22 protein-coding genes are annotated in these 23,039 nt (G+C 59.7%); 15 read left to right on the top strand and 7 right to left on the bottom strand.

Annotation, left to right across the window (positions count from 1 at the left end; translation table 11 throughout):
- Nucleotides 1-382 precede the first annotated feature (382 nt).
- Complete coding sequence (locus tag RYA97_RS16385; RefSeq protein ID WP_005782346.1) at nt 383-886, top strand: GNAT family N-acetyltransferase; 504 nt, start codon at nt 383-385, stop codon at nt 884-886.
- Between the two features lie 90 nt (nt 887-976).
- Here RYA97_RS16385 and RYA97_RS16380 read toward each other — a convergent pair whose 3' ends face one another.
- The 5 genes from RYA97_RS16380 to RYA97_RS16360 all read right to left on the bottom strand — a co-directional run bounded on the left by RYA97_RS16380 (nt 977) and on the right by RYA97_RS16360 (nt 5,085).
- A complete protein-coding gene (locus tag RYA97_RS16380) occupies nt 977-1,684 on the bottom strand; it encodes a hypothetical protein (RefSeq protein WP_316892725.1) in 708 nt (235 codons plus the stop codon).
- 129 nt (nt 1,685-1,813) lie between these two features.
- Nucleotides 1,814-2,263 carry a hypothetical protein gene (locus RYA97_RS16375; protein ID WP_316892704.1) on the bottom strand — a complete coding sequence of 150 codons (450 nt, stop codon included), beginning with the start codon at nt 2,261-2,263 and terminating at the stop codon, nt 1,814-1,816.
- Nucleotides 2,264-2,713: 450 nt separating this feature from the next.
- On the bottom strand, nt 2,714-3,427 hold the full coding sequence (locus RYA97_RS16370) for a cupin domain-containing protein (RefSeq protein WP_054078086.1): 714 nt from the start codon (nt 3,425-3,427) through the stop codon (nt 2,714-2,716).
- A 300-nt stretch (nt 3,428-3,727) separates the two neighbouring features.
- Entirely contained in the window at nt 3,728-4,585 is an 858-nt protein-coding gene (locus RYA97_RS16365) for a GNAT family N-acetyltransferase (RefSeq protein ID WP_005759032.1), read from the bottom strand.
- Nucleotides 4,586-4,731: 146 nt separating this feature from the next.
- Nucleotides 4,732-5,085: a hypothetical protein gene (locus tag RYA97_RS16360; RefSeq protein WP_161938530.1), complete on the bottom strand. Its 354-nt coding sequence runs from the start codon at nt 5,083-5,085 to the stop codon at nt 4,732-4,734.
- A gap of 35 nt (nt 5,086-5,120) precedes the next feature.
- On the opposite strand from RYA97_RS16360, the gene RYA97_RS16355 reads away from it, so the two are divergent.
- The 11 genes from RYA97_RS16355 to RYA97_RS16305 all read left to right on the top strand — a co-directional run bounded on the left by RYA97_RS16355 (nt 5,121) and on the right by RYA97_RS16305 (nt 18,139).
- Nucleotides 5,121-5,789, top strand: coding sequence for a haloacid dehalogenase type II (locus RYA97_RS16355; RefSeq protein WP_002555961.1), 669 nt, complete (start codon nt 5,121-5,123; stop codon nt 5,787-5,789).
- A gap of 67 nt (nt 5,790-5,856) precedes the next feature.
- The gene (locus RYA97_RS16350) at nt 5,857-7,131 is read left to right on the top strand and encodes an NAD(P)/FAD-dependent oxidoreductase (protein ID WP_117140527.1); all 1,275 of its coding nucleotides are present in this window, start codon (nt 5,857-5,859) and stop codon (nt 7,129-7,131) included.
- Nucleotides 7,132-7,221: 90 nt separating this feature from the next.
- Complete coding sequence (locus tag RYA97_RS16345) at nt 7,222-8,859, top strand: ABC transporter substrate-binding protein (protein WP_010193869.1); 1,638 nt, start codon at nt 7,222-7,224, stop codon at nt 8,857-8,859.
- 31 nt (nt 8,860-8,890) lie between these two features.
- Complete coding sequence (locus RYA97_RS16340) at nt 8,891-9,847, top strand: ABC transporter permease (RefSeq protein WP_002555958.1); 957 nt, start codon at nt 8,891-8,893, stop codon at nt 9,845-9,847.
- The gene (locus tag RYA97_RS16335) at nt 9,844-10,722 is read left to right on the top strand and encodes an ABC transporter permease (RefSeq protein ID WP_005782361.1); all 879 of its coding nucleotides are present in this window, start codon (nt 9,844-9,846) and stop codon (nt 10,720-10,722) included. The genes RYA97_RS16340 and RYA97_RS16335 overlap by 4 nt, the downstream gene beginning before the upstream one ends.
- 2 nt (nt 10,723-10,724) lie before the next feature.
- Nucleotides 10,725-12,566, top strand: a complete 1,842-nt coding sequence (locus RYA97_RS16330) for an ABC transporter ATP-binding protein (RefSeq protein ID WP_005745730.1) — start codon at nt 10,725-10,727, stop codon at nt 12,564-12,566.
- On the top strand, nt 12,563-12,874 hold the full coding sequence (locus RYA97_RS16325) for a (2Fe-2S)-binding protein (RefSeq protein WP_002555955.1): 312 nt from the start codon (nt 12,563-12,565) through the stop codon (nt 12,872-12,874). The genes RYA97_RS16330 and RYA97_RS16325 overlap by 4 nt, the downstream gene beginning before the upstream one ends.
- Entirely contained in the window at nt 12,853-14,262 is a 1,410-nt protein-coding gene (locus tag RYA97_RS16320; RefSeq protein WP_004663167.1) for an NAD(P)/FAD-dependent oxidoreductase, read from the top strand. Before RYA97_RS16325 ends, RYA97_RS16320 begins: the two co-directional genes overlap by 22 nt.
- Nucleotides 14,259-15,413 (top strand): FAD-binding oxidoreductase, encoded by a 1,155-nt coding sequence (locus tag RYA97_RS16315; RefSeq protein WP_316892697.1) that lies wholly within the window; start codon nt 14,259-14,261, stop codon nt 15,411-15,413. Before RYA97_RS16320 ends, RYA97_RS16315 begins: the two co-directional genes overlap by 4 nt.
- Complete coding sequence (gene argE / locus RYA97_RS16310; protein ID WP_005782370.1) at nt 15,410-16,567, top strand: acetylornithine deacetylase; 1,158 nt, start codon at nt 15,410-15,412, stop codon at nt 16,565-16,567. Before RYA97_RS16315 ends, argE begins: the two co-directional genes overlap by 4 nt.
- A gap of 114 nt (nt 16,568-16,681) precedes the next feature.
- On the top strand, nt 16,682-18,139 hold the full coding sequence (locus RYA97_RS16305) for an NAD-dependent succinate-semialdehyde dehydrogenase (RefSeq protein WP_117140528.1): 1,458 nt from the start codon (nt 16,682-16,684) through the stop codon (nt 18,137-18,139).
- Nucleotides 18,140-18,373: 234 nt separating this feature from the next.
- Here RYA97_RS16305 and RYA97_RS16300 read toward each other — a convergent pair whose 3' ends face one another.
- Nucleotides 18,374-19,303: a 2-hydroxyacid dehydrogenase gene (locus RYA97_RS16300; protein ID WP_005782374.1), complete on the bottom strand. Its 930-nt coding sequence runs from the start codon at nt 19,301-19,303 to the stop codon at nt 18,374-18,376.
- Nucleotides 19,304-19,587: 284 nt separating this feature from the next.
- Here RYA97_RS16300 and gabT point away from each other — a divergent pair, with 284 nt between their 5' ends.
- The 3 genes from gabT (at nt 19,588) to RYA97_RS16285 (ending at nt 22,166) form a co-directional block, all read left to right on the top strand.
- Nucleotides 19,588-20,892: a 4-aminobutyrate--2-oxoglutarate transaminase gene (gene gabT, locus RYA97_RS16295; RefSeq protein WP_316884826.1), complete on the top strand. Its 1,305-nt coding sequence runs from the start codon at nt 19,588-19,590 to the stop codon at nt 20,890-20,892.
- Nucleotides 20,893-20,973: 81 nt separating this feature from the next.
- Nucleotides 20,974-21,630 carry a 2-haloalkanoic acid dehalogenase gene (locus RYA97_RS16290; RefSeq protein WP_316892723.1) on the top strand — a complete coding sequence of 219 codons (657 nt, stop codon included), beginning with the start codon at nt 20,974-20,976 and terminating at the stop codon, nt 21,628-21,630.
- A gap of 47 nt (nt 21,631-21,677) precedes the next feature.
- A complete protein-coding gene (locus RYA97_RS16285) occupies nt 21,678-22,166 on the top strand; it encodes an Lrp/AsnC family transcriptional regulator (protein ID WP_002555947.1) in 489 nt (162 codons plus the stop codon).
- A 37-nt stretch (nt 22,167-22,203) separates the two neighbouring features.
- On the opposite strand, the gene RYA97_RS16280 is transcribed toward RYA97_RS16285, so the two are convergent.
- On the bottom strand, nt 22,204-22,662 hold the full coding sequence (locus tag RYA97_RS16280) for an REP-associated tyrosine transposase (RefSeq protein ID WP_002555946.1): 459 nt from the start codon (nt 22,660-22,662) through the stop codon (nt 22,204-22,206).
- Nucleotides 22,663-23,039: the final 377 nt, after the last annotated feature.

Below are 23,039 nucleotides of genomic sequence, written 5' to 3'. Positions count from 1 at the left end.
CATGTGACTCGATTAACATTGTGAGCCCGCACGTCCGCGACGTTTGACCACATGATGGATGGCCTAGCCTATGCCGTTCATGCGTCGAAAAATCTGCTCATATGGCTATCGCTTCGGCCACAGCGCATTAGGCCAGTGATCAGCTCAATCGCGGCGGTCGGGAGTTGTCCACGGCCGGGGTTGGAGGGGCAAGACTGAATGCCTGATTCAACGGCAACCGTCGTAACTGCGAGGTCGCCGGAGCCATGTTGTAATTAAACATCTCCGTGTCCGTCCCCACATACGGACCCCGTAAATGCTCATGGAAATGCCTCGACTTGTCGGGGCGTTTGCTTGTCTGGAATACTCATTTCTATTTGTGACGATGGCAAGGAGGTGGTTTGTGACAGCGACCGGAATTCAGGTACGTCGTTTTGTGCCGAACGATGAGCAAGGTGTGTCGGCATTGATCCTGCCCATCCAGCGTGAAGAATTCGGTATCCCCATCACCGCCGAGGATCAGCCTGATCTGAAGGCGATTCCCACGTTTTACCAGACCGGCACAGGTGATTTCTGGGTCGCGGTGCAAGGTGATCAGGTCGTCGGCAGCATCGCGCTCAAGGACATCGGCTCTGGGCAGGCAGCGCTGCGCAAGATGTTCGTTGCCGCGCCGTTTCGCGGCAAAGAGTTCTCGATTGCAGCCAGGCTGCTGGACTGCTTGATCAAGGAGTCCAGCAGCAGGGGCGTTACTGAGGTGTTCCTGGGCACGACCGACAAGTTTCATGCCGCGCATCGCTTCTACGAGAAGCACGGCTTTCGGGAGATCGAGAAAAAGGACCTGCCAGCGAGCTTTCCGCTGATTGCGGTGGACAGCAAGTTTTATACGTTGGCCCTGAGCCACGACTAATGAAATGGCCGTTTTGTCGGCGAGCGGCAATTCGGCAGGACGCCGACAGCAATACCGGGCACGCGAAACCGCGTGCTCCGTCGTAGGCGCTCAAGCCTCCTGAATATCTGACTGGCTTTTCAGCGCGTTGAAAATGTCCATGGCCGAGCTGTCGTCCGATGTGATGAGCGCGGCGTAATTGGCGGGGTATTGTGCTTTTTCTATGGGTGGCAGCTGGTCGTAGTGGGCGAGAAGCATGACCAGCGTTTGAGTACTTTTGCCGGTTTCGTTGTATTCGTCGGTATAGCGTTTACACATCGCCCTGTTCCAGTTTTCCTGTTGAACATGGTTTTCGGACGAAGCCGCGCTTCTCTCATTAATGGTGAAGTCGCCACTTTCGTCATACATAACCAACCTCAATTGATCCTGAGATAAGCCTGCGAACGGGTTGGTGCCTGATCCATTCTTGAACGAAGTCGCCTGCCTCGCTCTTTCGAGCCGCGCAGGGTCGTCCGTATCCGGAATCTCTGCGTCGTGCAGTTTCCTATTGGCGTGATAGCTGTTGCCTGCAATTTTGTCACTAATACTGTTTGCCAGAGACCTCAGGCTTTTGAAGTCAAGACTGCTGTCGCGAGCCTGAGCTCGTGCGGCACTACTACTTAATTGACTGGACAATGTCGAGAAGGTGGCACCGTCAATAGCAGATGCAGAGTCAAGTTCTTTCAGGCTGGAGTTTAAAGTCGTGGCGGAGGTGCTTTTCTCGACAGTCGTTAGTGCGGTTTTATGGGTGAGGTGTGTGAGGGATGTTGTATCAATCATGCTGCGTCCTCGCGGCAGAGGCCAATCCATGGCTTTATATTCACTCTTTATATCGGCCCAGCCAGACACCGCTTTAGTTTTCCGCTGAAAAGCGTGCGTATCAAAATGCGACACGCACGCTCCGGGGGCTTATTTCATGGTGAATTCAGCAGCCCACGCGTAGGTGGAGAGATTGGTGGCGCGAGACGTCGCCGCGCAGACTGCGCCGCCTTCAGAGTTTGCAGTCCGGTTCCATTTCGGCACCTTGGCCCCGCCTGCACCGGGAAGCTTTATGAAGGTGGTCGAGAATACGCAAACCTTGGAACCCATGACGTAGCGAACACTGGCGTAGCTGGTATCCGGCGAGAGAGTGCTTTGCACCGAGTAAACATTTGAATCTCCAATTTGGACTTTCGGAGCAATAGCCGTTCTGGCATTAAGCCGAGTCGACATTTCGTTGCGAGTGACCGGCTTATACTCCGCCACCTCCGTTCCAAGATTCTTGAACGTCACAGTAACCGGGGGTCCCGCTTGCGCCGTAACGCTGGTGTACAGTGTTGCAAAAGCAAGGGAAGCCAATAAGGTCTTGTTGGTTTTCATAGGGAATAATCCTTGAGTTAAATGAGTAATTTCATATTGATTTTGAATAAGGTAAACGCGAGACGAAACGGGGCAGCGGTCGTTCGTGCCCATACGGATCGTTCAGCTTATAGAGTGTCGCGGAGGGCTAGTAAGTCGTGCGCACAGTGAATGCGTCGGTCAGATAAAGTATCTCCAGTCAACATGATAGATAAAGGTTAAGCGATGCATAAAGCGCATGACTGCCTTGATGTGCTCGTCAGGAGCAAGTTTTAACTTTCTGAAATTAGTTATTGTTTTTTTAACACAAGCGACACGGAAGGCAAGTAGGAAACTTCTGATTCTTCGTGCATTGGCGAAAGAAATTTTTAATTCTTGTCTTTTAGCGCTGCATTGGATTAACTGCGCTGGCGAGAGCTAAACATGTAAGTATATTGCGCCCTGCAAGACTGAAGGGCGCGATAGCTTTCTTCACGTCACTGCATAAAACTTGCGCACATACCCCGTGCTGGTCCATTTGCAAGGCGCGCCCTGGGCGACGAATACGGTGTCGCCTGTGTTCACGGTCAGGCTAGGGCCGTTTTCCAGGCTCAACACTACGCTGCCTTCGATCAGGTTCATCAGCTCATGGATTTTGTGCGGGCGCGAGATGCGCTCGTAGGGTGTGGAGTCCCAGACGCCGATGCGCAAAGTGCTTGCGGTGTCTTCAAACAGGTTGTTGCTGCGGCACTGCGGCAGCGCGCTGATCATGATCGCCGGGTCTGGCGGTGAGGACGGTGTGAGCATGGCGAGGCGGTCCAGAGCGGTAATACCGGGTTTGTCGGGGCCATTGGCCTGAGTGGATACGCAGAACGCCCAGAGGCTGTCCGGTTGCGCTTCGATACGTACTTGCGTGCCACGACCGATCACGGCACTTTCGCCGGTGCTGATGGTGATGCTGCCGGTGCCAGAGGTCAGCGTGACGCTGCCGCGATGCATCACCAGCATTTCGGTGTAGGGGTAGGCCTCTATCGAGAGCGCCGTACCCAATTCAACGATGCCAGCCGCAATACCCTGTTCATCGACAAATGCCGTGCGGCGGCCACTGTCGAACGGGTCATGCGCATCAATGGGGCCGGTGGTGAATTCGGTATCTACCGGGCTGAGGTCAGCGCGGGCCAATAGCAGGACTGTGGGGTGGGGCATTGGGTTGGGCTCCTGGATGAGAATTTATGATTCATCGATGATCGTTCCAACGCGGTGCGCTTGGCGTTATACCCAACTCTTGTGGGAGCGGACCGGGCGACGCTTCGCTCGTTCGCGAAAGGGCCGGTATATTCTTCGAAAATATATCGCCTGAATTACCGTCTTCGCGAACAAGTTCGCTCCCACTGTAGGTTTCTGCCCAGCCTGCCACTGCGGTTTCAGCCCCGCTTTTAGAGCTCATCCGCACTTTTGTGTAACGCTGAGCGCAGAGCATTGGCACGATGATGTTTTTCCGGGCGATCAGCCGATCGCCTGGGTAATCAGCGCAAACTGGCGCACGCCCTGGCTGGCTTGCGGAACTGCGCCCATGCTCATGCAGGTCACGCTATCGACACGCTTGAGGCCGGCTTCGTCCAGCCAGTCGGCCAGGCCGCAGTCGGTCGGGATGTCGATGCGTACAAAGGCGTAAGGCACTTTGGCCAGCAGTTGCTCGATCATGTGCCTGGCCTGTTCCACCGTCTGGGCGACGACAGGGCCGATGCACAGGCCACGGCCGAACGGACGCAGCAGGGCAAAAGCCTGCAACTGGCCATCGCGTTCGATGCCGACTGCGTGCTCAAGGTTATTCAGCACATCGCCCAGCGTTACCGAACGGTCCATACCCGAACCGGCATTGGCCAGTTCCAGCACGCGAGCATGATCAGCCTCGCTCAGCGCACGACTGCTTTCCTGTGCTTTCAATGCGGTTGTGTCAGGCAGTTGTGCCTGCCCCTGACGCTGCTGGACCTCACCAAAACTGACGAAGCCCATTTTTTCGTACAGCGGGGCGCCGGCAAGTGTTGCATTGAGGATGGCGGTGCGTGGCGGCACGCAGCCGACAGCAAGCTCCATCAATTTGCGGCCAATGCCCTTGCCTTGATAGTCGTCGCTGACAATCACCAGACCAATCGTGGAAAACTCGCCCTGATGGCAGGCGAAGGCACTGCCGATCAAGCGGCCGTTGTGCACTGCAACAAAGCCTTGGGCGACCCGTTGCAGCATGGTCCAGTCTTCCAGTCGATGCGGCCACTTCAGGGCAATGGATAACTCATGAGCGTTACCGACATCGGCTGCGGTCATGGGGCGAAATTCAAAGTCGAGGCGTTGCTGAGCGAGCATGACGTGTCTCCGTCCAGAAGGATGCACCGGTAAATAAAAAGGCTGCGGCAGGCTTGCTGTATCCCACCTGCTGCGGGCGCTGACAAGAGGTCTGCAAGCATTCGGCAGATTCCACAAACCGCCGTTCGCCAGACCACAGTTACTGCTTAAATCGGGTGGGCACCCGGCAGCAAATGCTTGTGGTTTTTCTTCGGTTTCAGGCTCTTTATATAGCCGCCGGAATTTGCTGCTCGCAGATCACTGGCGCGGCGCAGTTTCTGCGGTGCAAACCCGCGTGTTTGAGCCCGAGCGCCCTGAAAAGGGTCAAAAAAGCGCCAAAAACCGGGGGCTGCCCAAGGCTGGAGCGCCCCGCAAAGTCTGCTGAGCGCGCACCTCAAAACGGTGGTTTCTATCAAGCAGCCATCACTTTTAACGCCATATGCTGATTTCACGGTGTTGTAATGAGGTTGTGCTGCAGCGTGCATCACCGCCCTTGGAAATGAGGCCGGATTGCTCGTCATGCCATGACCTCAACGAACTTTCAGGACCGCACACAATGAGCTTTCTTCGACCAAAATTCATTACGTTCGACTGCTACGGCACGTTGACCAATTTCCACATGGGCACCATGACGCGCGAGCTCTTCGCCGACCGCGTACCGGCCGAACAGATGGATCAGTTCGTCAAGGATTTTTCGGCGTATCGTCTGGATCAGGTCATGGGTGACTGGATGCCGTACGACGAAATTCTCAAGGTTGCACTGGCTCGCACCTGCAAGCGCTGGAACGTTGAATACCGCGAAGAAGGCCAGCTGTATTACGACGCCGTGCCGACCTGGGGCCCACACGCCGATGTGCCCGCCGGTCTGTCGAAAATCGCCGACAAGATCCCGTTGGTGATTTTCTCCAACGCCAGCGACAGCCAGATCATGTCCAACGTCGAAAAGCTCGGCGCGCCGTTCCACAAGGTGTTCACCGCTGACCAGGCCAAGGTCTACAAGCCACGTCTGGCTGCGTTCGAGTTCATGCTCGACAACCTGGGTTGCGGCCCGGAAGACATCTTGCATGTGTCTTCAAGCTTCCGTTACGACCTGTTTTCCGCACACGACATGAAAATCAAGAACAAGGCATTCGTGGCTCGCGGTCATGAACAGCCAGCCAACAGCTTCTACGAATACCACCAGATCCCGGACATTGGCGGGCTGGCCGGGCTGGTCGGCCTCTAAACCGGACAACTCGCGCAACACCGGCATTTTTTCAAGGTGCTCTTCTATGAGTGACAAGGGGAACAGAATGCGCAGTGAGTCTTACTGGCTCGATACGGCTCCAGACTTTACCGGCGCGCAGGACGGCGCAGTGGAGGGGCAGGCTGACGTTGTGGTGGTCGGTGGCGGTTTCACCGGTCTTGCGGCGGCGCGTGCATTGGCCTTGAAAGGTGCCAGCGTAGTGGTTCTGGAAGCTGGCCGGGTGATCGGCGAAGCGTCGGGCCGCAACGGCGGACAGTGCAATACCGGTGTGGCTCAGGACTACGCATCGTTGAGCGCGACCCTGGGGGCCGATCAGGCCCGCGAGTATTACAAGGCTTATGAAAGTGCGGTGCAGAGCGTGGTCACGGTGATCGAGCAGGAAAACATCGCCTGCGACATCAAGCTTAACGGCAAGCTCAAGCTGGCGGCCAAGCCAGGACATTACGAAGGACTGGCGCGTACCTGCGAGCTGATTCGTCGTGAGGTGGATGCCGACGTAGAGTTGCTGTCCGCAGAGGACGTGCGCGGCGAAATCGATTCAAACGAATTCCACGGCGGCCTTTTGCAGCGCAACGGTGTGCAGATGCACGTTGGCCGTTTCGGCCTGGGCCTGGCCGATGCGGCTGTGCGCCACGGCGCAAAGGTGTATCAGGGTGCCACGGTGAAGGACTGGAAAGCCAACCGTGGCGGCTTCGTAGTCAACACCTCGAAAGGCTCCATTCAGGCCGGGCAGGTGTTACTGGCGACCGGTGCCTGCCAGCACGGCGGGTTGGGCTGGTATCGCCGACGCATCGTGCCGGTCGGCAGTTTCGTCATCGTTACCGAAGTGTTGCCGCAGGCGCTGATTGACCAGCTGTTTCCCAACCAGCGCGCTTACGTGACCAGCCGTTTGATCGGCAACTATTTCCGTCTGACCCCGGACAACCGCCTGCTGTTCGGCGGGCGGGCACGCTTCGCCATGTCCAATAGCAGTTCCGATGCCAAGAGCGGCAAGGTGCTGCAAGCGGCGATGGTGCAGATGTTTCCGCAACTGGCGCACGTCAAGGTCGACTACTGCTGGGGCGGACTGGTGGACATGACGTCCGACCGTCTGCCGCGTGCAGGCGAACACAACGGCGTCTTCTACTCGATGGGCTACAGCGGCCATGGTGTGCAGATGTCGGTGCACATGGGGCGGGTGATGGCTGAGGTCATGGAAGGCAAGGCGTTGGCCAATCCCTGGAAAGACCTGAACTGGCCAGCCATTCCCGGCCACTTCGGCAAGCCGTGGTTTCTGCCGCTGGTAGGCGCGTATTACCGCTATCAGGACAGCCGCCACTGAGTTTTTGTTTAACCGTCGTGTGTGCTTGAAGGACGCTCCGGCCAACCGTGAGCAACTCGGAATTTCCCCTTTTCGACAGGTAGAACTGATATGGCTGACAAAAAAACCGACTCCCAGCTGATCACAGGCCAAGACAGCCTGCGTGTTTTCGAAGGTCTCAATCGTGGTCTGTCGCGGCGCGATGCGCTGCGTATGCTGGGTGTTGCAGGTGTGGTTGCGGCGGGCTCCACCAGCCTGTTCGGTGCAGCGGGCAAGGTTTTTGCCGATGACGCCGATGCGCCTGTCAAAGGCAAGCCAGGCGGGCGCATTCGTGTAGCGGGCATGTCCAGCTCCACCGCTGACACACTTGATCCGGCCAAAGGCGCGCTGTCTACCGACTACGTTCGCCATTTCATGTTCTACAACGGTCTGACCCGTTTCGACAGCCATCTGGTTCCGCACATGGAGCTGGCCGAAAAGATCGAAAGCGACAACGCCACGGTCTGGACCGTAACCCTGCGCCAGGGCGTGACCTTCCACAACGGCAAGGCATTGACCGCTGGCGACGTGGTGTTCTCCCTGTCGCGCCACAAGGACCCGGCCACCGGTTCTAAAGTCCTGCCGCTGATGGCGCAGTTTTCCGAGATCAAGGCCACCGGCCCGCTGGAAGTACAGATCACCCTCAGCTCGCCAAACGCCGAATTGCCATCGATCCTCGCGGTTTCGCACCTGCTGATCGTGCCCGAAGGCACCACTGATTTCAGCAAGGGCATCGGTACCGGCCCGTTCACCGTCAAGGAATTCAACCCTGGCGTGCGCTCGGTCAGTGCGCGCAACCCTAACTACTGGAAGCCAGGCCTGCCGTACCTGGACGAGATCGAATTCATTGCCATTGCCGACGAGCCGTCGCGGGTCAACGCGCTGCTGTCCGGCGACGTGCACATGATCAACGAGGTCAACCCGCGTTCGACCACACGCATCGCGGCCAGCGCCAAGCACCGCGTTGTGGATGCGCCGTCCGGCAACTACACCGACCTGATCATTCGCCAGGACCAGATGCCCGGCAAGAGCCCGGAATTCACCGAGGCCATGAAGTACCTGCTGGACCGTGAACAGGTCAAATCGGCTGTGTTCCGTGGCTATGCCCGCGTCGGTAACGACCACCCGATTGCGCCCGGCTCGCGCTACTTCAACGCTGACCTGCCGCAACGCGCCTATGACCCGGAAAAGGCCAAATTCCTGCTCAAGAAAGCCGGCATGGAAAAAATCACCATGGCCGTAGCGGCATCGCCTGCTGCGACCGGTTCGGTGGACATCGCCGTGCTGCTGCAACAGTCGGCCAAACAGGCCGGGCTGACGCTCAACGTCAACCGCCTGCCGAGCGATGGTTACTGGTCCAACCACTGGATGAAGCACCCGCTGAGCTTCGGCAACATCAACCCGCGACCGAACGCCGACGTGATCTTCTCGCAGTTCTTCCAGTCCTCGGCACCGTGGAACGAATCCGGCTGGAAAAACGATCAGTTCGACCAGTTGCTGCTGCTGGCCCGCGGGGAAACCGACGACGCCAAGCGCGCCAAAATGTACGGCGACATGCAGACCCTGGTAAGCCAGAACTGCGGCATCGGCATCCCCGTGTTCATCAGCAACATCGACGGCGTGGACAAGCGCGTTCAGGGCTATTCCAGCAACCCGCTGGGCGGCTTCATGGGCTACATGTTCAGCGAGCAGGTTTGGCTGGACGCGTAAATGCAACGCTGAACCGAGCAGGAGGATGCAGATGAATAGCAACACACTCTGGTTGATCGTGCAGCGCTTCGGCGCGGCGATCGTGACGTTGTTGATCGTTTCCATCGTGGTCTTCGCCATTACGGCGGTGTTGCCTGGAGACGCGGCACAACAGGCCCTTGGGCAATTCGCGACGCCTGAACAGGTCGCCGCATTGCGTACAAAACTGGGCCTGGATCAGCCAGGTGTGGTGCGTTATCTGCATTGGTTGACCAACCTGCTCGGCGGCAACTTCGGTGAGTCAGTGTCCAACGCGATGCCGGTGTCCGAGCTGATTGCCGGGCGCTTTCCGAAAACCCTGATGCTGTCGGCAACCACCGCGCTGGTCTCGGTACCGCTAGCGCTGGCACTGGGCATTGGCGCAGCGATGTACCGCGGCAGCCGCCTTGATGGGGCGCTGAGTTTCATCACGCTGACCCTGGTGGCGGTGCCCGAATTTCTGGTGGCAACCCTGGCGGTGCTGATTTTCGCCGTTAACCTGGGCTGGCTATCGGCGTTGTCGTATGGCGGTGACGTCAGCTCGCCGTGGCAATTCATGCGCACTTACGCGTTGCCGGTGATGACGCTGTGCTGCGTGATCGTGGCGCAAATGGCGCGTATGACCCGCGCTGCGGTCATCGACCAACTGGACAGCCCGTATGTGGAAATGGCCCGCCTCAAGGGCGTCAGCCCGGTGCGTATCGTGCTGCGCCACGCCTTGCCCAACGCTATCGGGCCCATCGTCAACGCGGTGGCGCTGAGCCTTTCCTACCTGCTGGGTGGGGTGGTTATCGTTGAAACCATCTTCAACTATCCCGGCATCGCCAGCCTGATGGTCGACGCTGTAACCAACCGTGACATGGCGTTGGTTCAAGGCTGCACCATGCTGTTCTGCTCCGCTTACCTGGGTCTGGTGCTGATGGCCGACCTGTGTGCAATTCTTTCCAATCCGAGGCTGAGAACCCAATGACTCAATTCATTGCGAAATCGACGCCTGAAGCGCCGGCACCGGTGCTGCGCAAAAAAGCGTCCCGCCCCACCTCATGGCTTGGCCTGCTGGGCGCAACGGTCTGCTTCATCTGGCTGATGGTCGCGCTGTTCGGTCCTTGGCTTGCGCCGCATGCTGTCGGCGAAGTAGTTTCCGACAACATGTTTGAAAACATGAGCGCGCTTTATCCGTTCGGCACTGATTACCTGGGCCGCGACATGCTCAGCCGGGTGCTGATCGGCGCGCGCTTCACGGTGGGCCTGGCGCTGATTTCGGCGGTGCTGGCCAGCGGCATCGGCACGCTTTGCGCGCTGTTGTCAGTGGTCGCGCCAAAATGGCTGGACGAAATCATCAGTCGCCTGATGGACGCGTTCATCTCGATCCCCAGCAAAATGCTGGCGCTGATCATGGTCTCGGCGTTCGGCTCGTCCGAGGTGCTGCTGATCTGTACGGCGGTATTGAGCTACACGCCGGGAGCGTTTCGTATCGCGCGCAGCCTGGCGGTGAATATCGAAGCGCTGGAATACGTGCAAGTGGCGCGCACACGCGGCGAGGGTCGTATCTACATTGCCTGCCGGGAAATTCTGCCGAACATGCTCAACCCGGTCATGACCGACCTGGGGCTGCGTTTTGGCTTCATCGTGTTACTGCTCAGCGGCATGAGCTTTCTGGGGCTTGGTGTGCAGCCGCCCGATGCCGACCTTGGCTCGCTGGTACGCGAGAACATCGGCGGACTGAGTCAAGGCGCGCCGGCCATCGTGATACCTGCGCTGGCCATCGGCACGCTGACCATCGGTGTCAACCTGTTCATCGACCGGCTCGCCTCACGGCGCGGTCGCCGCTCGGGAGGGCATTGAAAATGAGCCAGTTGATTCGTGTGCAAGACCTGCGCGTGGTTGCCGATGGCGATCAGGGCGAGCTGGAGATCGTCAAAGGCGTCAGCTTCGCGCTGGAAAAAGGCGAAGTGCTGGCGTTGATTGGCGAGTCCGGCTCGGGCAAGACGACTATTGCGCTGGCCCTGTTGGGGTATGCCAGACGCGGCTGCAAACTGGCCGGCGGTGTGGTTCAGGTGGGCGAGCACGACATGCTCAGCCTGCCCGAAAGCCAGTTGCAGGGCCTGCGCGGCAACCGTGTTTCCTACATTGCGCAAAGTGCCGCGGCGGCTTTCAACCCGGCAAAAAAACTTATTGATCAGGTTATCGAAGGCGCGCTGATTCATGGTCTGGGCAGTCGTGCAGACCTGCAAGCCAAGGCCGTAGAACTGTTCCGCGACCTGGCCTTGCCCAACCCGGAAAGCATCGGCCAGCGTTACCCGCATCAGGTTTCGGGCGGTCAGTTGCAGCGCGTGATGGCAGCCATGGCGCTGATCAGCGACCCTTTGCTGGTGATCCTCGACGAGCCGACCACGGCGCTGGACGTCACCACGCAGATCGACGTGCTGCGCGCCTTCAAGCGGGTGGTGCGCGAGCGCGGTGCGACGGCGGTCTATGTCTCCCACGACCTTGCCGTCGTGGCGCAGATGGCTGATCAGATCGTAGTGCTCAATGGCGGGCGGATTATCGAGCAGAGCAGCACTGCAGCGCTGCTCAAAGGCCCGGAAGACGCCTACACCCGCAGCCTGCTGGCAGCGGCGCGGCCCGACAAAGTACTGAAACCGGCCAGCGAAGTGGTCAAGGACAGCACGCTGTTGACCATCAAGGGCCTGACGGCGGGCTATGGCAAAAAGAACCTGCAAGGCATGCCGATGATTCGCGTGCTGGAAGACATCGACCTGACCATTCGCCGTGGCCAGGCCATTGGCGTGATCGGTGAGTCCGGCTCGGGCAAGTCGACCCTGGCCCGTGTGGTCGCCGGTCTTCTGGACCCGGCGCACGGCAGCCTGACATTCGACGGTGCCGACTTGTCCGGCACCTTGGCGGGACGCACCGAAGAGCAATTTCGGCGCATCCAGATGGTGTTCCAGAACGCCGACACCGCGCTCAACCCGATGCACAGCATCAGCGCAATTCTGGCGCGCCCGCTGAAGATGTATTTCGGCCTGAAGGGCAAAGCCCTGCGCGATCGCATCGACGAACTGATGGACCTGGTGCGCCTGCCCCGTGAACTGGCAGAGCGGCGCCCCAACGAACTGTCGGGCGGGCAGAAACAACGCGTCAACCTGGCCCGCGCGTTGGCGGCCAAGCCGGACCTGATCCTCTGTGATGAAGTGACCTCGGCGCTGGATACCGTGGTGGGCGCGTGCATCCTTGAACTGCTCGGCGAACTGCGCCGCAAGCTGGGTGTTTCCTACCTGTTCATCAGCCATGACATTTCCACCGTCCGCGCGTTGTGCGACGACATTGTGGTGATGTACAGCGGCCACAAGGTCGAAGAGGGCAGCCGCGAAGCGTTCAGCCGTGTGCCATTCCATCCGTACACCGACCTGCTGGTGCACTCAGTGCCAGAACTGCGTCAGGGCTGGCTGGAAACCTGTGGTGTGACCAGCGGCAAGCTGCCACCCATCAGCGCCCCGGCCAACAACCCCGAGCTGTGCACCTTTCTCAACCGTTGCCCGGCCCGTGTCGAAGGCCTGTGCAACAAGACTGCCCCGAGCCGTCGCATGATCGCAGGCGGCAGCGAAATCCTCTGCCATCGCGACAGCGACGAGCTGCAGGCCGTACAAGAAAACCTTAATCCTGTGACCGTGGGAGCCTACGCATGAGTGGCCGTTTTGTGAGACTGGGCGAACGTGATCGCCCGGTTGTGAGCCTGATGGTCGATGGCGCGCCCATAGAAGCATTGCAGGGCGACACCTTGATGGTGGCGTTGCTGACCCGCAAAGCCACGCTGCGCCAGTCCGAGTTCGACTCCGGACGTCGTGCCGGGTTTTGCCTGATGGGCGCCTGTCAGGATTGCTGGGTCTGGACCCGCAACGGCGAGCGCCTGCGCGCCTGCTCCAACGAAGTCCGCGACGGACTCGATATCGTCACCACCCAACCGGAGGCGAAATGGCCACTTCTTCACGGTTAGACGTTCAGAACCCTGCCAGCCCGAGAGTCGTCATCATTGGCGCTGGCCCAGCGGGCACCCGTTGCGCCGAAACCTTGCTGGCGGCGGGCATCAAACCGATTCTGATCGACGAAAACCGGCGCGACGGCGGGCAGATCTATCGCCGTCAGCCAGAAGGCTTCAAGCGCGATTATTCAGCGTTGTATGGCACCGAAGCAGCCAAGGCGCGTGACCTGCATGAAAGCTTTGATCGCCTGCGCGCGCAAATCGACTATCGCCCCGACACACTGGCCTGGAACCTCACGCACGGCGAGCTGTGCTGTGCCAGCCAGGGCGTGCATACCGTGGTGGAATACGACGCACTGATCCTGTGTGCCGGGGCCACCGACCGGCTTATGCCGATCAAGGGCTGGCAACTGGCAGGCACCTACAGCCTGGGCGGCTCACAGATCGCGCTCAAGTCGCAATCGGTGTCCATCGGCAGTCGCGTGGTGTTCATGGGCAGCGGACCGTTGCTTTATCTGGTCGCCAGCCAGTACGTCAAAGCCGGTGCCGATGTGGCCGCTGTGCTCGACACCTCGCCGTTCAGCAAGCGCATCGGCGCGATGCCCAAATTGCTCGCGCGCCCTGGCTTGCTGTTCAACGGCATGAAACTGCTGGCCCAGTTGTACAGCGCTAAAGTGCCGGTGCACTTGGGCGTGCAGCCCGAAGAAATTATCGGCAGCGAGCAGGACGGTGTGACCGGCGTGCGCGTGAAGCTCGCCAACGGTAACTCGCTGACCGTCGATTGCGATGCATTGGCGCTGGGTTATCACCTGCGCCCGGAAACTCAACTGGCTGACCTGGCCGGATGCCAACTGCGTTTCGACGACGCGTCCGGGCAATGGGTGCTGGCGGTCGACGAAGACGGTCGCACCTCGGTGAACGGCGTTTATGCAGCGGGCGACGGCGCAAAAATCCGTGGTGCCGATGCTGCCGAACAGGCAGGGCGATTGGCGGCGATGGCGTTGCTGGACGATCTTGGCCGGCCTGTGGATAACTCGCGCCGCGAAGAGGTGCGCAAGAATCTGCAGGTCATGGACCGCTTCCGTGTCGGGCTGACCGAAGCGTTTCCCTGGCCTGCTGCCCAGGCAGCTGCGTTGCCCGATGAAGCGATTGTCTGCCGCTGCGAGATGATCAGCGCCGGTGAATTGCGCGGCGTGGTGCGTGAAAAAGGCGCATGCGAAGTCAACCGCGCCAAGGCTTTCAGTCGCGTTGGCATGGGCCGTTGCCAAGGCCGTTATTGCTCGCAGGCCGGTGCCGAAGTAATCGCTGCCCAGGCCGGTGTGCCGGTCGAGCAGGTCGGTCGTCAGCGCGGGCAGGCACCCGTGAAACCGCTGTCGATGCTGGTGGACGAGGTGGCCTCATGAAACAACCGAAAGTGGATGTGCTGATTGTCGGTGGCGGCTTCATGGGCTCGGCGTCGGCGTTCTTTATGCGTCAGCGCGGCAAGTCGGTGACGCTGCTGGAGCGCGACGTGATCGGCCAGTACGCCAGCGGCGTCAACTTCGGCAACGTGCGGCGCCAAGGCCGGCACCTCGGTCAGCTGGAACTGGCCAACCGCTCCAGAGCACTGTGGCAGCGGTTGCCTGAGCTGATCGGCGAAGACCTGGAGTTTCTGCCCAGCGGGCACATGCGCGTCTGCTATCGCGAGGATGAAATCGCTGAGCTGGAAGCTTATGCAGCGGCCCCGGAGGCCCGTGAGCTGGACCTGAAAATCTACAGCGGCAAGGCACTGCACGAGCGTTTCGGGTTTCTCGGGCCGGACGTAAAGGGCGGCTCCTACGCGCCTCACGATGGCCACGCCAACCCACGTCTGGCTGCACCGGCTTTTGCGCGCGCAGCGATTCGTGCCGGGGCGCGCATCGAAGAGCGTACCGAAGTGGCCCATGTGGAAAAGGTCGGTAACGAATTTGAAGTCACTACCACTGACGGGCGCATTTTCACTGCCGATCAATTATTGATCACCGCAGGTGCCTGGGGGCAAAAACTCTCCGCGCAGTTTGGCGAGCCCGTACCGCTGGAAACCAATGGCCCGCAGATGGCTGTGACCGAACCGGTGCCTTATGCGCTGCCGACCGTCATCGGCGTGTTCACCAAAATCCCTCACGAAGTGATCTACTTTCGGCAGATCGCACGTGGCAACATCGTCATCGGCGGTGGTTTTCGCAGCAAGCCGGACATGGTCAACCGCCGCGCCTACGTCGAGCCGCGCAGCATCATCAATCAGGTGCAGCAGATGCGTCGGCTGTTGCCCGGTGTCGGCAACCTGAACATCATCCGCGTGTGGAGCGGCATTGAAGGCTACACGCCGGACTCGCTGCCAGTGATGGGCCGCAGCGGTAAGGTCGATGGCCTGTTCTATGCATTTGCCTTCTGCGGTCACGGCTTCCAGCTCGGTCCGGGCGTGGGCGACGTGATGGCTGAACTGATCAGCACCGGCACCACCAGCACCTCGATCAGCCCGTTCGACATTCGCCGTTTTGAAATCGTTACCGAACAAGCGAGTAAAGCCTCATGAGCCCCCGCGCCCTGGAAATTCTCAAACGCCTGATCGCCTTCGACACCGTGTCGTCGGAGCCGAACATGGCACTGATCGAATACGTCCGTGAACTGCTGGCCAGCAAGGGCATCGAGTCGTTGATCGTCAAGGACGAGACCGGCAAGAAGGCCAACCTGTTCGCCAGCACCGGCCCGCGTGATGTGCCGGGTGTGCTGCTTTCCGGGCACACCGACGTGGTTCCTGCTGCTGGCCAGGCGTGGACGATGCCGCCATTTCAGGCGACCCTGCGCGACGGGCGCATCTACGGCCGTGGCACCTGCGACATGAAGGGTTTCATTGCCCTGGCCATCGACGCGATGCTCGATGCCGCGGACATGACCCTGATCCGTCCGCTGCAACTGGCGCTGTCCCACGATGAAGAGATCGGCTGTGTCGGCGTGCGGCGGCTGCTGGATGTGTTGCATCTGGCACCGGTACGCCCGTTCCTGTGCGTGGTTGGCGAGCCGACCCTGATGCAGTTCGCTGTCGGCCACAAGGGCAAGGCGTCCTATCGCACCTTCTGTCGAGGCCAGGAGGCACATTCCTCGCTGGCCCCAAGAGCGGTCAACGCGATTCACCTGGCCAGCGATTTCATCGCCGAGCTGCGCAAGAGCCAGAAGCAGATCGAACAGCAGGGCGCGCGTGACGAGGGTTACGACATTCCTTACAGCACCGTGCACATCGGCCGTATCGATGGCGGCAAGGCGCTGAACATTGTGCCCAACCTGTGCACCATGGAATTCGAATACCGCAACCTGCCGGGCGACAATCCCGACGTGCTGCTGGAGCAACTGCGCGAGCGCGCCGAAGTGCTGGTACGCGAGGCGAAACAATTGTCGGGCGTGGCCGCTATCGAAATCGAAGTGATGAACGAGTACCCGGCGCTGGAGACTCATCCGAGTGTGGAAGCAGTGCGCATGCTGCACGCATTTGCCGAACCGGGCACTCAGCACATCAAGGTCTCCTATGGCACTGAAGGCGGTCTGTTCGCCGGGCGGCTCAACGTGCCGGTGGTGGTGTGCGGGCCAGGCTCTATCGAGCAGGCACACAAGCCGGACGAGTTTATCGACGAGAGCCAGATGGACGCGGGCGAGCGGTTTCTGCGAACCCTGCTGGGCTCGTTGAAGCAGTAGAGGCTGCCGTCCGAGAGCAAATTTCAGCATCGGACGCTGCCGTTATCCTGCTTTCAGCATCCTGGACTGCGGCGCCTGCCTAGACTGGCAGGTATCCCGAAACAGGACTCGACCATGCTCAAGAATCAGTTGAAAGACTCCAGCTTGCTGGTAGACCGCGCCTACGTCGATGGGCAATGGATCAGCGCTGACGATGGTGCAACGCTGACCATCAGCGACCCGGCGACCGGCGAAACGATCGCGCAGGTTCCGGCCCTGAATGGCCCTGAAACCCGTCGCGCCATCGAAGCTGCGGATCGTGCCTGGCCCGCCTGGCGTGCACGTCCCGCTGCCGAGCGCGCGGCCCTGCTGGAGCGCTGGCATCAGGCGATGCTCGACAACGTCGAAGACCTGGCGCTGATCATGACCCTTGAGCAGGGCAAGCCGCTGAACGAATCACGCGGCGAGATCCGCTATGGTGCCAGCTTCGTCAAATGGTTCGCTGAAGAGGCGCGCCGCTCCTACGGTGAAACCATTCCCGCGCCCAGCACAGACCGCCGTTTGATGACTCTCAAGCAGCCGGTGGGTGTGTGCGCCGCAATCACCCCGTGGAATTTTCCCAACGCAATGATCACCCGCAAGTGCGCGCCAGCCTTGGCTGCCGGGTGCCCGATCATCGTCAAGCCATCGGACCTCACGCCTTTGTCGGCGCTGGCGCTGGCGGTATTGGCCGAACGCGTGGGTATTCCTGCCGGTGTGTTCAACGTCATTACCGGCATGCCCACAGGCATTGGCGAAGAACTGACCGGCAACCCGGTGGTGCGCAAGATTTCCTTTACCGGCTCGACCCCGGTCGGCCGCTTGCTGATGCGCCAGAGCGCCGAACACATCAAGCGTCTGAGCCTCGAACTGGGCGGCAACGCGCCCTTCATCGTGTTTGACGACGCGGACCTGGAACAGGCGGTGACGGGCATCATGCTCAGCAAATTCCGCAACGCCGGGCAGACCTGCGTGTGCGCCAACCGGATTCTGGTGCAAGACGGCATCTACGACCGTTTTGCTGCACGGCTGGTAGAGGAAGTGAGCAAACTCAAGGTCGGCAACGGCCTGGAAGAGGGCGTGACCATTGGCCCGCTGATCAACCCGGCGGCAGTCAGCAAGGTTACCCGGCACATTGATGATGCGCTGAGCCAGGGCGCGAAGTTGCTGCATGGCGGCCGTCCCGATGGCACCAGTCAATTCGTCCAGCCAACGGTATTGGGCGAAACCCATGCGGGCATGCTGCTGGCCAACGAAGAAACCTTCGGGCCTGTTGCGCCACTGATGCGCTTCACCGACGAAGCCGAAGCGCTGGCACTCGCCAACGCCACGCCTTATGGCCTTGGCGCGTACTACTTCACCCAGGACCTGCGTCGCTCATGGCGTTTCGGCGAGGCGCTGGAGTTCGGCATGGTCGGCCTCAATACCGGCATCATCTCCATGGAAGTCGCCCCGTTCGGTGGCGTCAAACAATCCGGCCTTGGCCGCGAGGGCTCCAGCTACGGCCTGGATGAATACCTGGAAGTGAAGGCGTTTCATGTGGGGGGGTTGTAACAGCGCAGTGCGAGGACGCTCCGCGTCACAGATCTGCGCCGCGCTGCTGGCTCAAGATCGGACGCGGAGCGTCGGCACGATAGTTGAGATTATCGTTCCTCACGCTCCAGCGTGGGAATGCAGGTCGTGACGCTCCGCGTCACAAATCCACAGAGCACAGCACGCTCAAGATCGGACGCGGAGCGTCCAGAACTGCATTCCCACGCGGAGCGTGGGGAACGATAATCCAACGCATCAGTAACCCTGGCCCCGATCCACCTGCCCCTGCATCGCTTCACCACGCTCAAAGCGGCGAATGTTATCGAGCAGGCCAGGAAAGGCGCTTTCCGGTTGGGTCATGGCCGCGACATGCGGTGTCAGCATGATCTTCGGGTGTTGCCAGAACGGATGATCAGCCGGTGCCGGTTCCTGTTGCAGTACATCCAGCACCGCAGCGCTCAATTGGCCGCTGTCCAGTGCTTCAAGCAGGTCCGCTTCCACCAGATGCCCGCCACGGCCCATGTTGATCAGTGCGGCACCTTGGGGCAGGCGCTCGAAAAGCTGGCGATTGAGGATGCCTTCGGTTTGCCCGGTCAGCGGCAACACACACAGCAGAATGTCGCACTGACCAAGAAACGCACTCAGCTGTCCTTCACCCGCATAACACGTCACGCCTTCTACCTGATGCTCGCTACGCGCCCAGCCCGACAGCTCGAAACCGAATGGTTTTAGGGTCGACAGAATATGCTGCGCCTGCAAGCCCAGCCCCATCACACCCACGCGACGCTTGTGCGCCGGTACCAGCGGATGAGCTTTCCAGACGCCCTCGACCTGCTGCTGCCGATAACGCAGCATTTCCCGGTGCAGGCTCAGTACCGCCAAAGACGCGTACTGACACATCCCGTGACTGATGCCGGGGTCCAGCAGACGAACCACCGGCAAGGACTCGGGAATACGGCTCAGGTCCAGTTGATCGACGCCCGCAGACAAGGCGAACAGCACCTTCAGGTTGGGCAGCAGCTCCTGTAGATCGTCAGGTGCCAGCCAGGCCCCCAAATAGTGGATATCGGCCGGGTCACCGATATCCGGCCACACACGCCATTCAATGTCCGGCGCATGCTCGGCAAACAGGACACGCCAGCGTTCGGCGCGTGCGGGGTCAGCTTTGTAGAGCAGGGCGGGCATGGGCTTTTCCTGAGTGTGAAAGTGGAGCCCCATGATGCCGCAAGTCGGAAGCAGGATCTGTCGAAACAGCCTTTTGCAGAGCACCGGCATGACTGAAAAGCAGCGTTGCCCGGCAGATTGCGTGGTGCTCGCAAGGCATGAAGGAATCTGCCGTTTGCGAGGCGAAAAACAGTTGATCTGGACATCTGAGAGGGCAAGTTCGGCGTAGATCATTTCGCTGAACGCTTAACCTGAACAGCATCGCAGCCACCCCGTCGGCTGCCAGGCCCACGACAGGTAAAACCATGAACAGCAAAGTCGACGAAACACCTCATCTGCTCCGCCAGCGCGATCAGTTCGTGCCGCGAGGCATTGTCACGGCCCACCCGCTGGTCATCGACCGCGCGCAGGGTTCTGAACTGTGGGACGTCGATGGCAAGCGCTATCTGGATTTCGTCGGCGGTATCGGCGTGTTGAACATCGGCCACAACCACCCCAACGTGGTCGCGGCGATTCAGGCGCAACTGACCAAGGTCACCCACGCCTGCTTCCAGGTGGCGTCCTATCAGCCCTATCTGGATCTGGCCAAACGCCTGAGCCATCTCATCGCGGGCCAGAGCGGCATCGATCACAAGGCCGTGCTTTTCACATCTGGCGCCGAAGCGGTCGAAAACGCGGTGAAAATCGCCCGCGCTCACACCAATCGCCCGGCAGTTATCTCGTTCCGCGGCGGTTTTCATGGCCGTACGCTGCTTGGCACTACGCTGACCGGCATGAGCCAGCCGTACAAACAGAATTTCGGCCCGATGGCCCCCGAAGTGTTCCACACGCCGTACCCGAACGAGTATCGCGGCGTGACCAGCGAAGTCGCGCTGGCGGCGTTGCACGAGCTGTTGGCCACCCAGGTCGCACCGGAGCGTGTGGCGGCGATTCTGATCGAGCCGATGCAGGGCGATGGCGGCTTCCTGACTGCGCCGGTGGAGTTCATGAAGGCCTTGCGTGCGCTGACCGAGCAACATGGCATCGTGCTGATTGTCGACGAAATCCAGTCCGGTTTCGGGCGTACCGGCAAATGGTTCGGTTTCGAGCATTCGGGTATCCAGCCTGATCTGGTGACGGTTGCCAAGAGCCTCGCGGGCGGCATGCCGCTGTCAGGCGTGGTCGGTCGTGCCGAGATCATGGATGCACCGCTTCCGGGCGGTCTGGGTGGCACTTATGGTGGTAATGCGCTGTCCTGCGCCGCCGCACTGGCGGTGATCGACACATACGAGCAGGACAATCTGCTCGCGCGTGGCGAGCAGCTGGGCCAACATTTGCGTGCCGGTCTGCTCAAGCTCAAGGACCGTTACACCTGCATCGGCGACGTGCGCGGCACCGGCTTCATGCTCGCCATGGAACTGGTCAAGAACGACGCCGCACGTAGCCCGGACGCTGATCTCAATCAGAAGATCATTGATCAGGCACGCATTGGCGGCCTGTTGGTGATCAAGTGTGGTGTGTACCGCAACGTGTTGCGTTTCCTCGCACCGCTGGTCACCACAGAGCAGCAGATCGATGAAGCACTGACCATTCTCGATGCCGCCTTGGCACGAGTATTGAAGTCCAGCTGAGCGTAGACGTGGTCGCGGTTGTCGCGAGACGCTGCGACCACCAGCGCTGGGGATCATTGTTGAATGGAGACGTTGCCTGCCATGGGGCTTATTGATTACCGCGCACTGCTGATCGATTGTGATGAGGTTCTGGTGGACCGTGATTCGGGTGTCTGGGCGGCGTTGCAGCCGTTGCTGGAAAACGGTCTGAACACACCGGATAAAGACTCGGTCCTGACCGAATTCGATGATGTTGTGCGCACGCTCTATCCGCGCTTCGACGAACTGGGTTTCAGCGGCCTGCTGTGCTTCGCGCACCGGCAACTGGCCGAGCGCCTTGGCATCAAGGCCAGTTGGGAAGAAGGCATGACCTTTGCCCGTTCCGTACCGAACTGGACGCTGTTCGAGGATGCACCCGGCGCGATGCTCTACCTGCGCAAATTCTATCGGCTGCTGGTGTACGCCGACCGGGACCTGCAGGATCGCGGCATCCTGTGCGAACGGCTGGGGCTTGAACCTGACAGCCTGCTGTCCCTGACCACTCACCCGCTGGACAATCCGGACTGGCTCGCCGGGATGGATCTGGAACCGCGTGAAACGCTTCTTGTGTCTCGCCCGCCCGCCTCGGCGCTTGGCACCGGTGGGCTGTGCCTGGTCCGCCGCAGCCGTGAGCAACACCGTCAGCCATGCACCGCCGACCTGTGCATCAACAGCATGGCCGATCTGGTCGCTCAGCATCAGCTGTCTTTACGGCGCTGATTTTGCTAGAAGGTAGGCACCGTGAATGGCAATACAAGAGGTAGGTAATGGAAGGCTTGGTCAAACTGGATCGGATTGATATCAATATCCTGGTAGAACTCCAGAAAGACGGGCGCATGACCAACGTCAGCCTGGCCGACGCCGTCGGGCTTTCCGCAAGCCCTTGCCTGCAGCGCGTCAAACGTCTTGAGTCGGCAGGTTACATTTCCAGTTACAAGGCGCACCTTAATCTGGCAAAAATCACCGAATCGGTAACCGTATTCACGGAAATCTCCCTCAGCGACCACAAGCGTGAAGACTTCGCCAAATTCGAAGCCAACATCCGCCACGTTGACGAAGTCCTGGAGTGCCACCTGATCAGCGGCGGCTACGACTACCTGGTGCGCTTCATGACCCGCAGCATTCAGCACTATCAGGAAGTGATCGAAGAGCTGCTGGACAAGAACATCGGCATCTCCAAGTACTTCAGCTACATCGTCATCAAATCCCCGGTCATGAAAGACGGCGTGCCACTGCGCAAACTGTTGCGCCATTGAAACGGCGTAAAGAAATTTCACTGCGTGGATGTGTGGTTCAAACCCATACCGCATCCCACAGTGGATAGTCTCCTATCTTCTTGACCAGTCCTGCGCGTAGCGGGTTTGCGACGATATAGCGAGCCAGACCGACCATGTCCTGTTCGTTGCGCACAGCCTGGTCGTGATACCCGGACTGCCATAAGGTGTCGGGATGTGCTCTGATTTTTCCGATGGCTATTGAACTGCGTGCTTTAAGTTGTTGAATCAACATGGGCAGATCATTCTTTTTGAGCTCAAAAAGCCAGTGAAAGTGGTCAGGCATTACGACCCAGGCAAGCGACTTGACCAGTTCCTGCTCTTCGCATCGTCTCAGCTCTCGAACCAGCAAGCGTCCGAGACGAACATCGGCGAATACCGGTTCGCGTCCTCGTGTAACTGAAGTCACCATATATATCTGGCCTATTGCGGAATATCGGCCTGTACGTAAACGTTTTGACGCAGAGTACACGTGCATTCCCTTGCTCCTAAAATCACTTCACCGGTGAACTTTAGTGTGTGGCACGTGGAGCAGCTGAGTAATGCTTTACAGCATGTAATTTCAATGAATCATTCGGTGTTTGATGATCAGCCTTCGTGGACAAGTCCACTCCCACAGGAGTGCATGGGTGCATGGGTGCATGGGTGCATGGTGACAGGATTACAGGATTACAGGAGTGCAGGAGTGCAGGAGTGCAGGATTACAGGAGTGCATGGTCACAGAATCACAGGAGTCCAGGAGTCCAGGAGTCCAGGAGTCCAGGAGTCCAGGAGTCCAGGAGTCCAGGAGTCCATGGTCCCAGAATCACAGGAGTCCAGGAGTCCAGGAGTCCATGGTCACAGAATCACAGGAGT

It is taken from the genome of Pseudomonas syringae group sp. 26L6 (assembly GCF_032587815.1).
Classification (GTDB): domain Bacteria; phylum Pseudomonadota; class Gammaproteobacteria; order Pseudomonadales; family Pseudomonadaceae; genus Aquipseudomonas; species Aquipseudomonas amygdali.
Note: the sequence above shows the minus strand (reverse complement) of the source record. Positions and strands in the feature narration are given on the sequence as shown.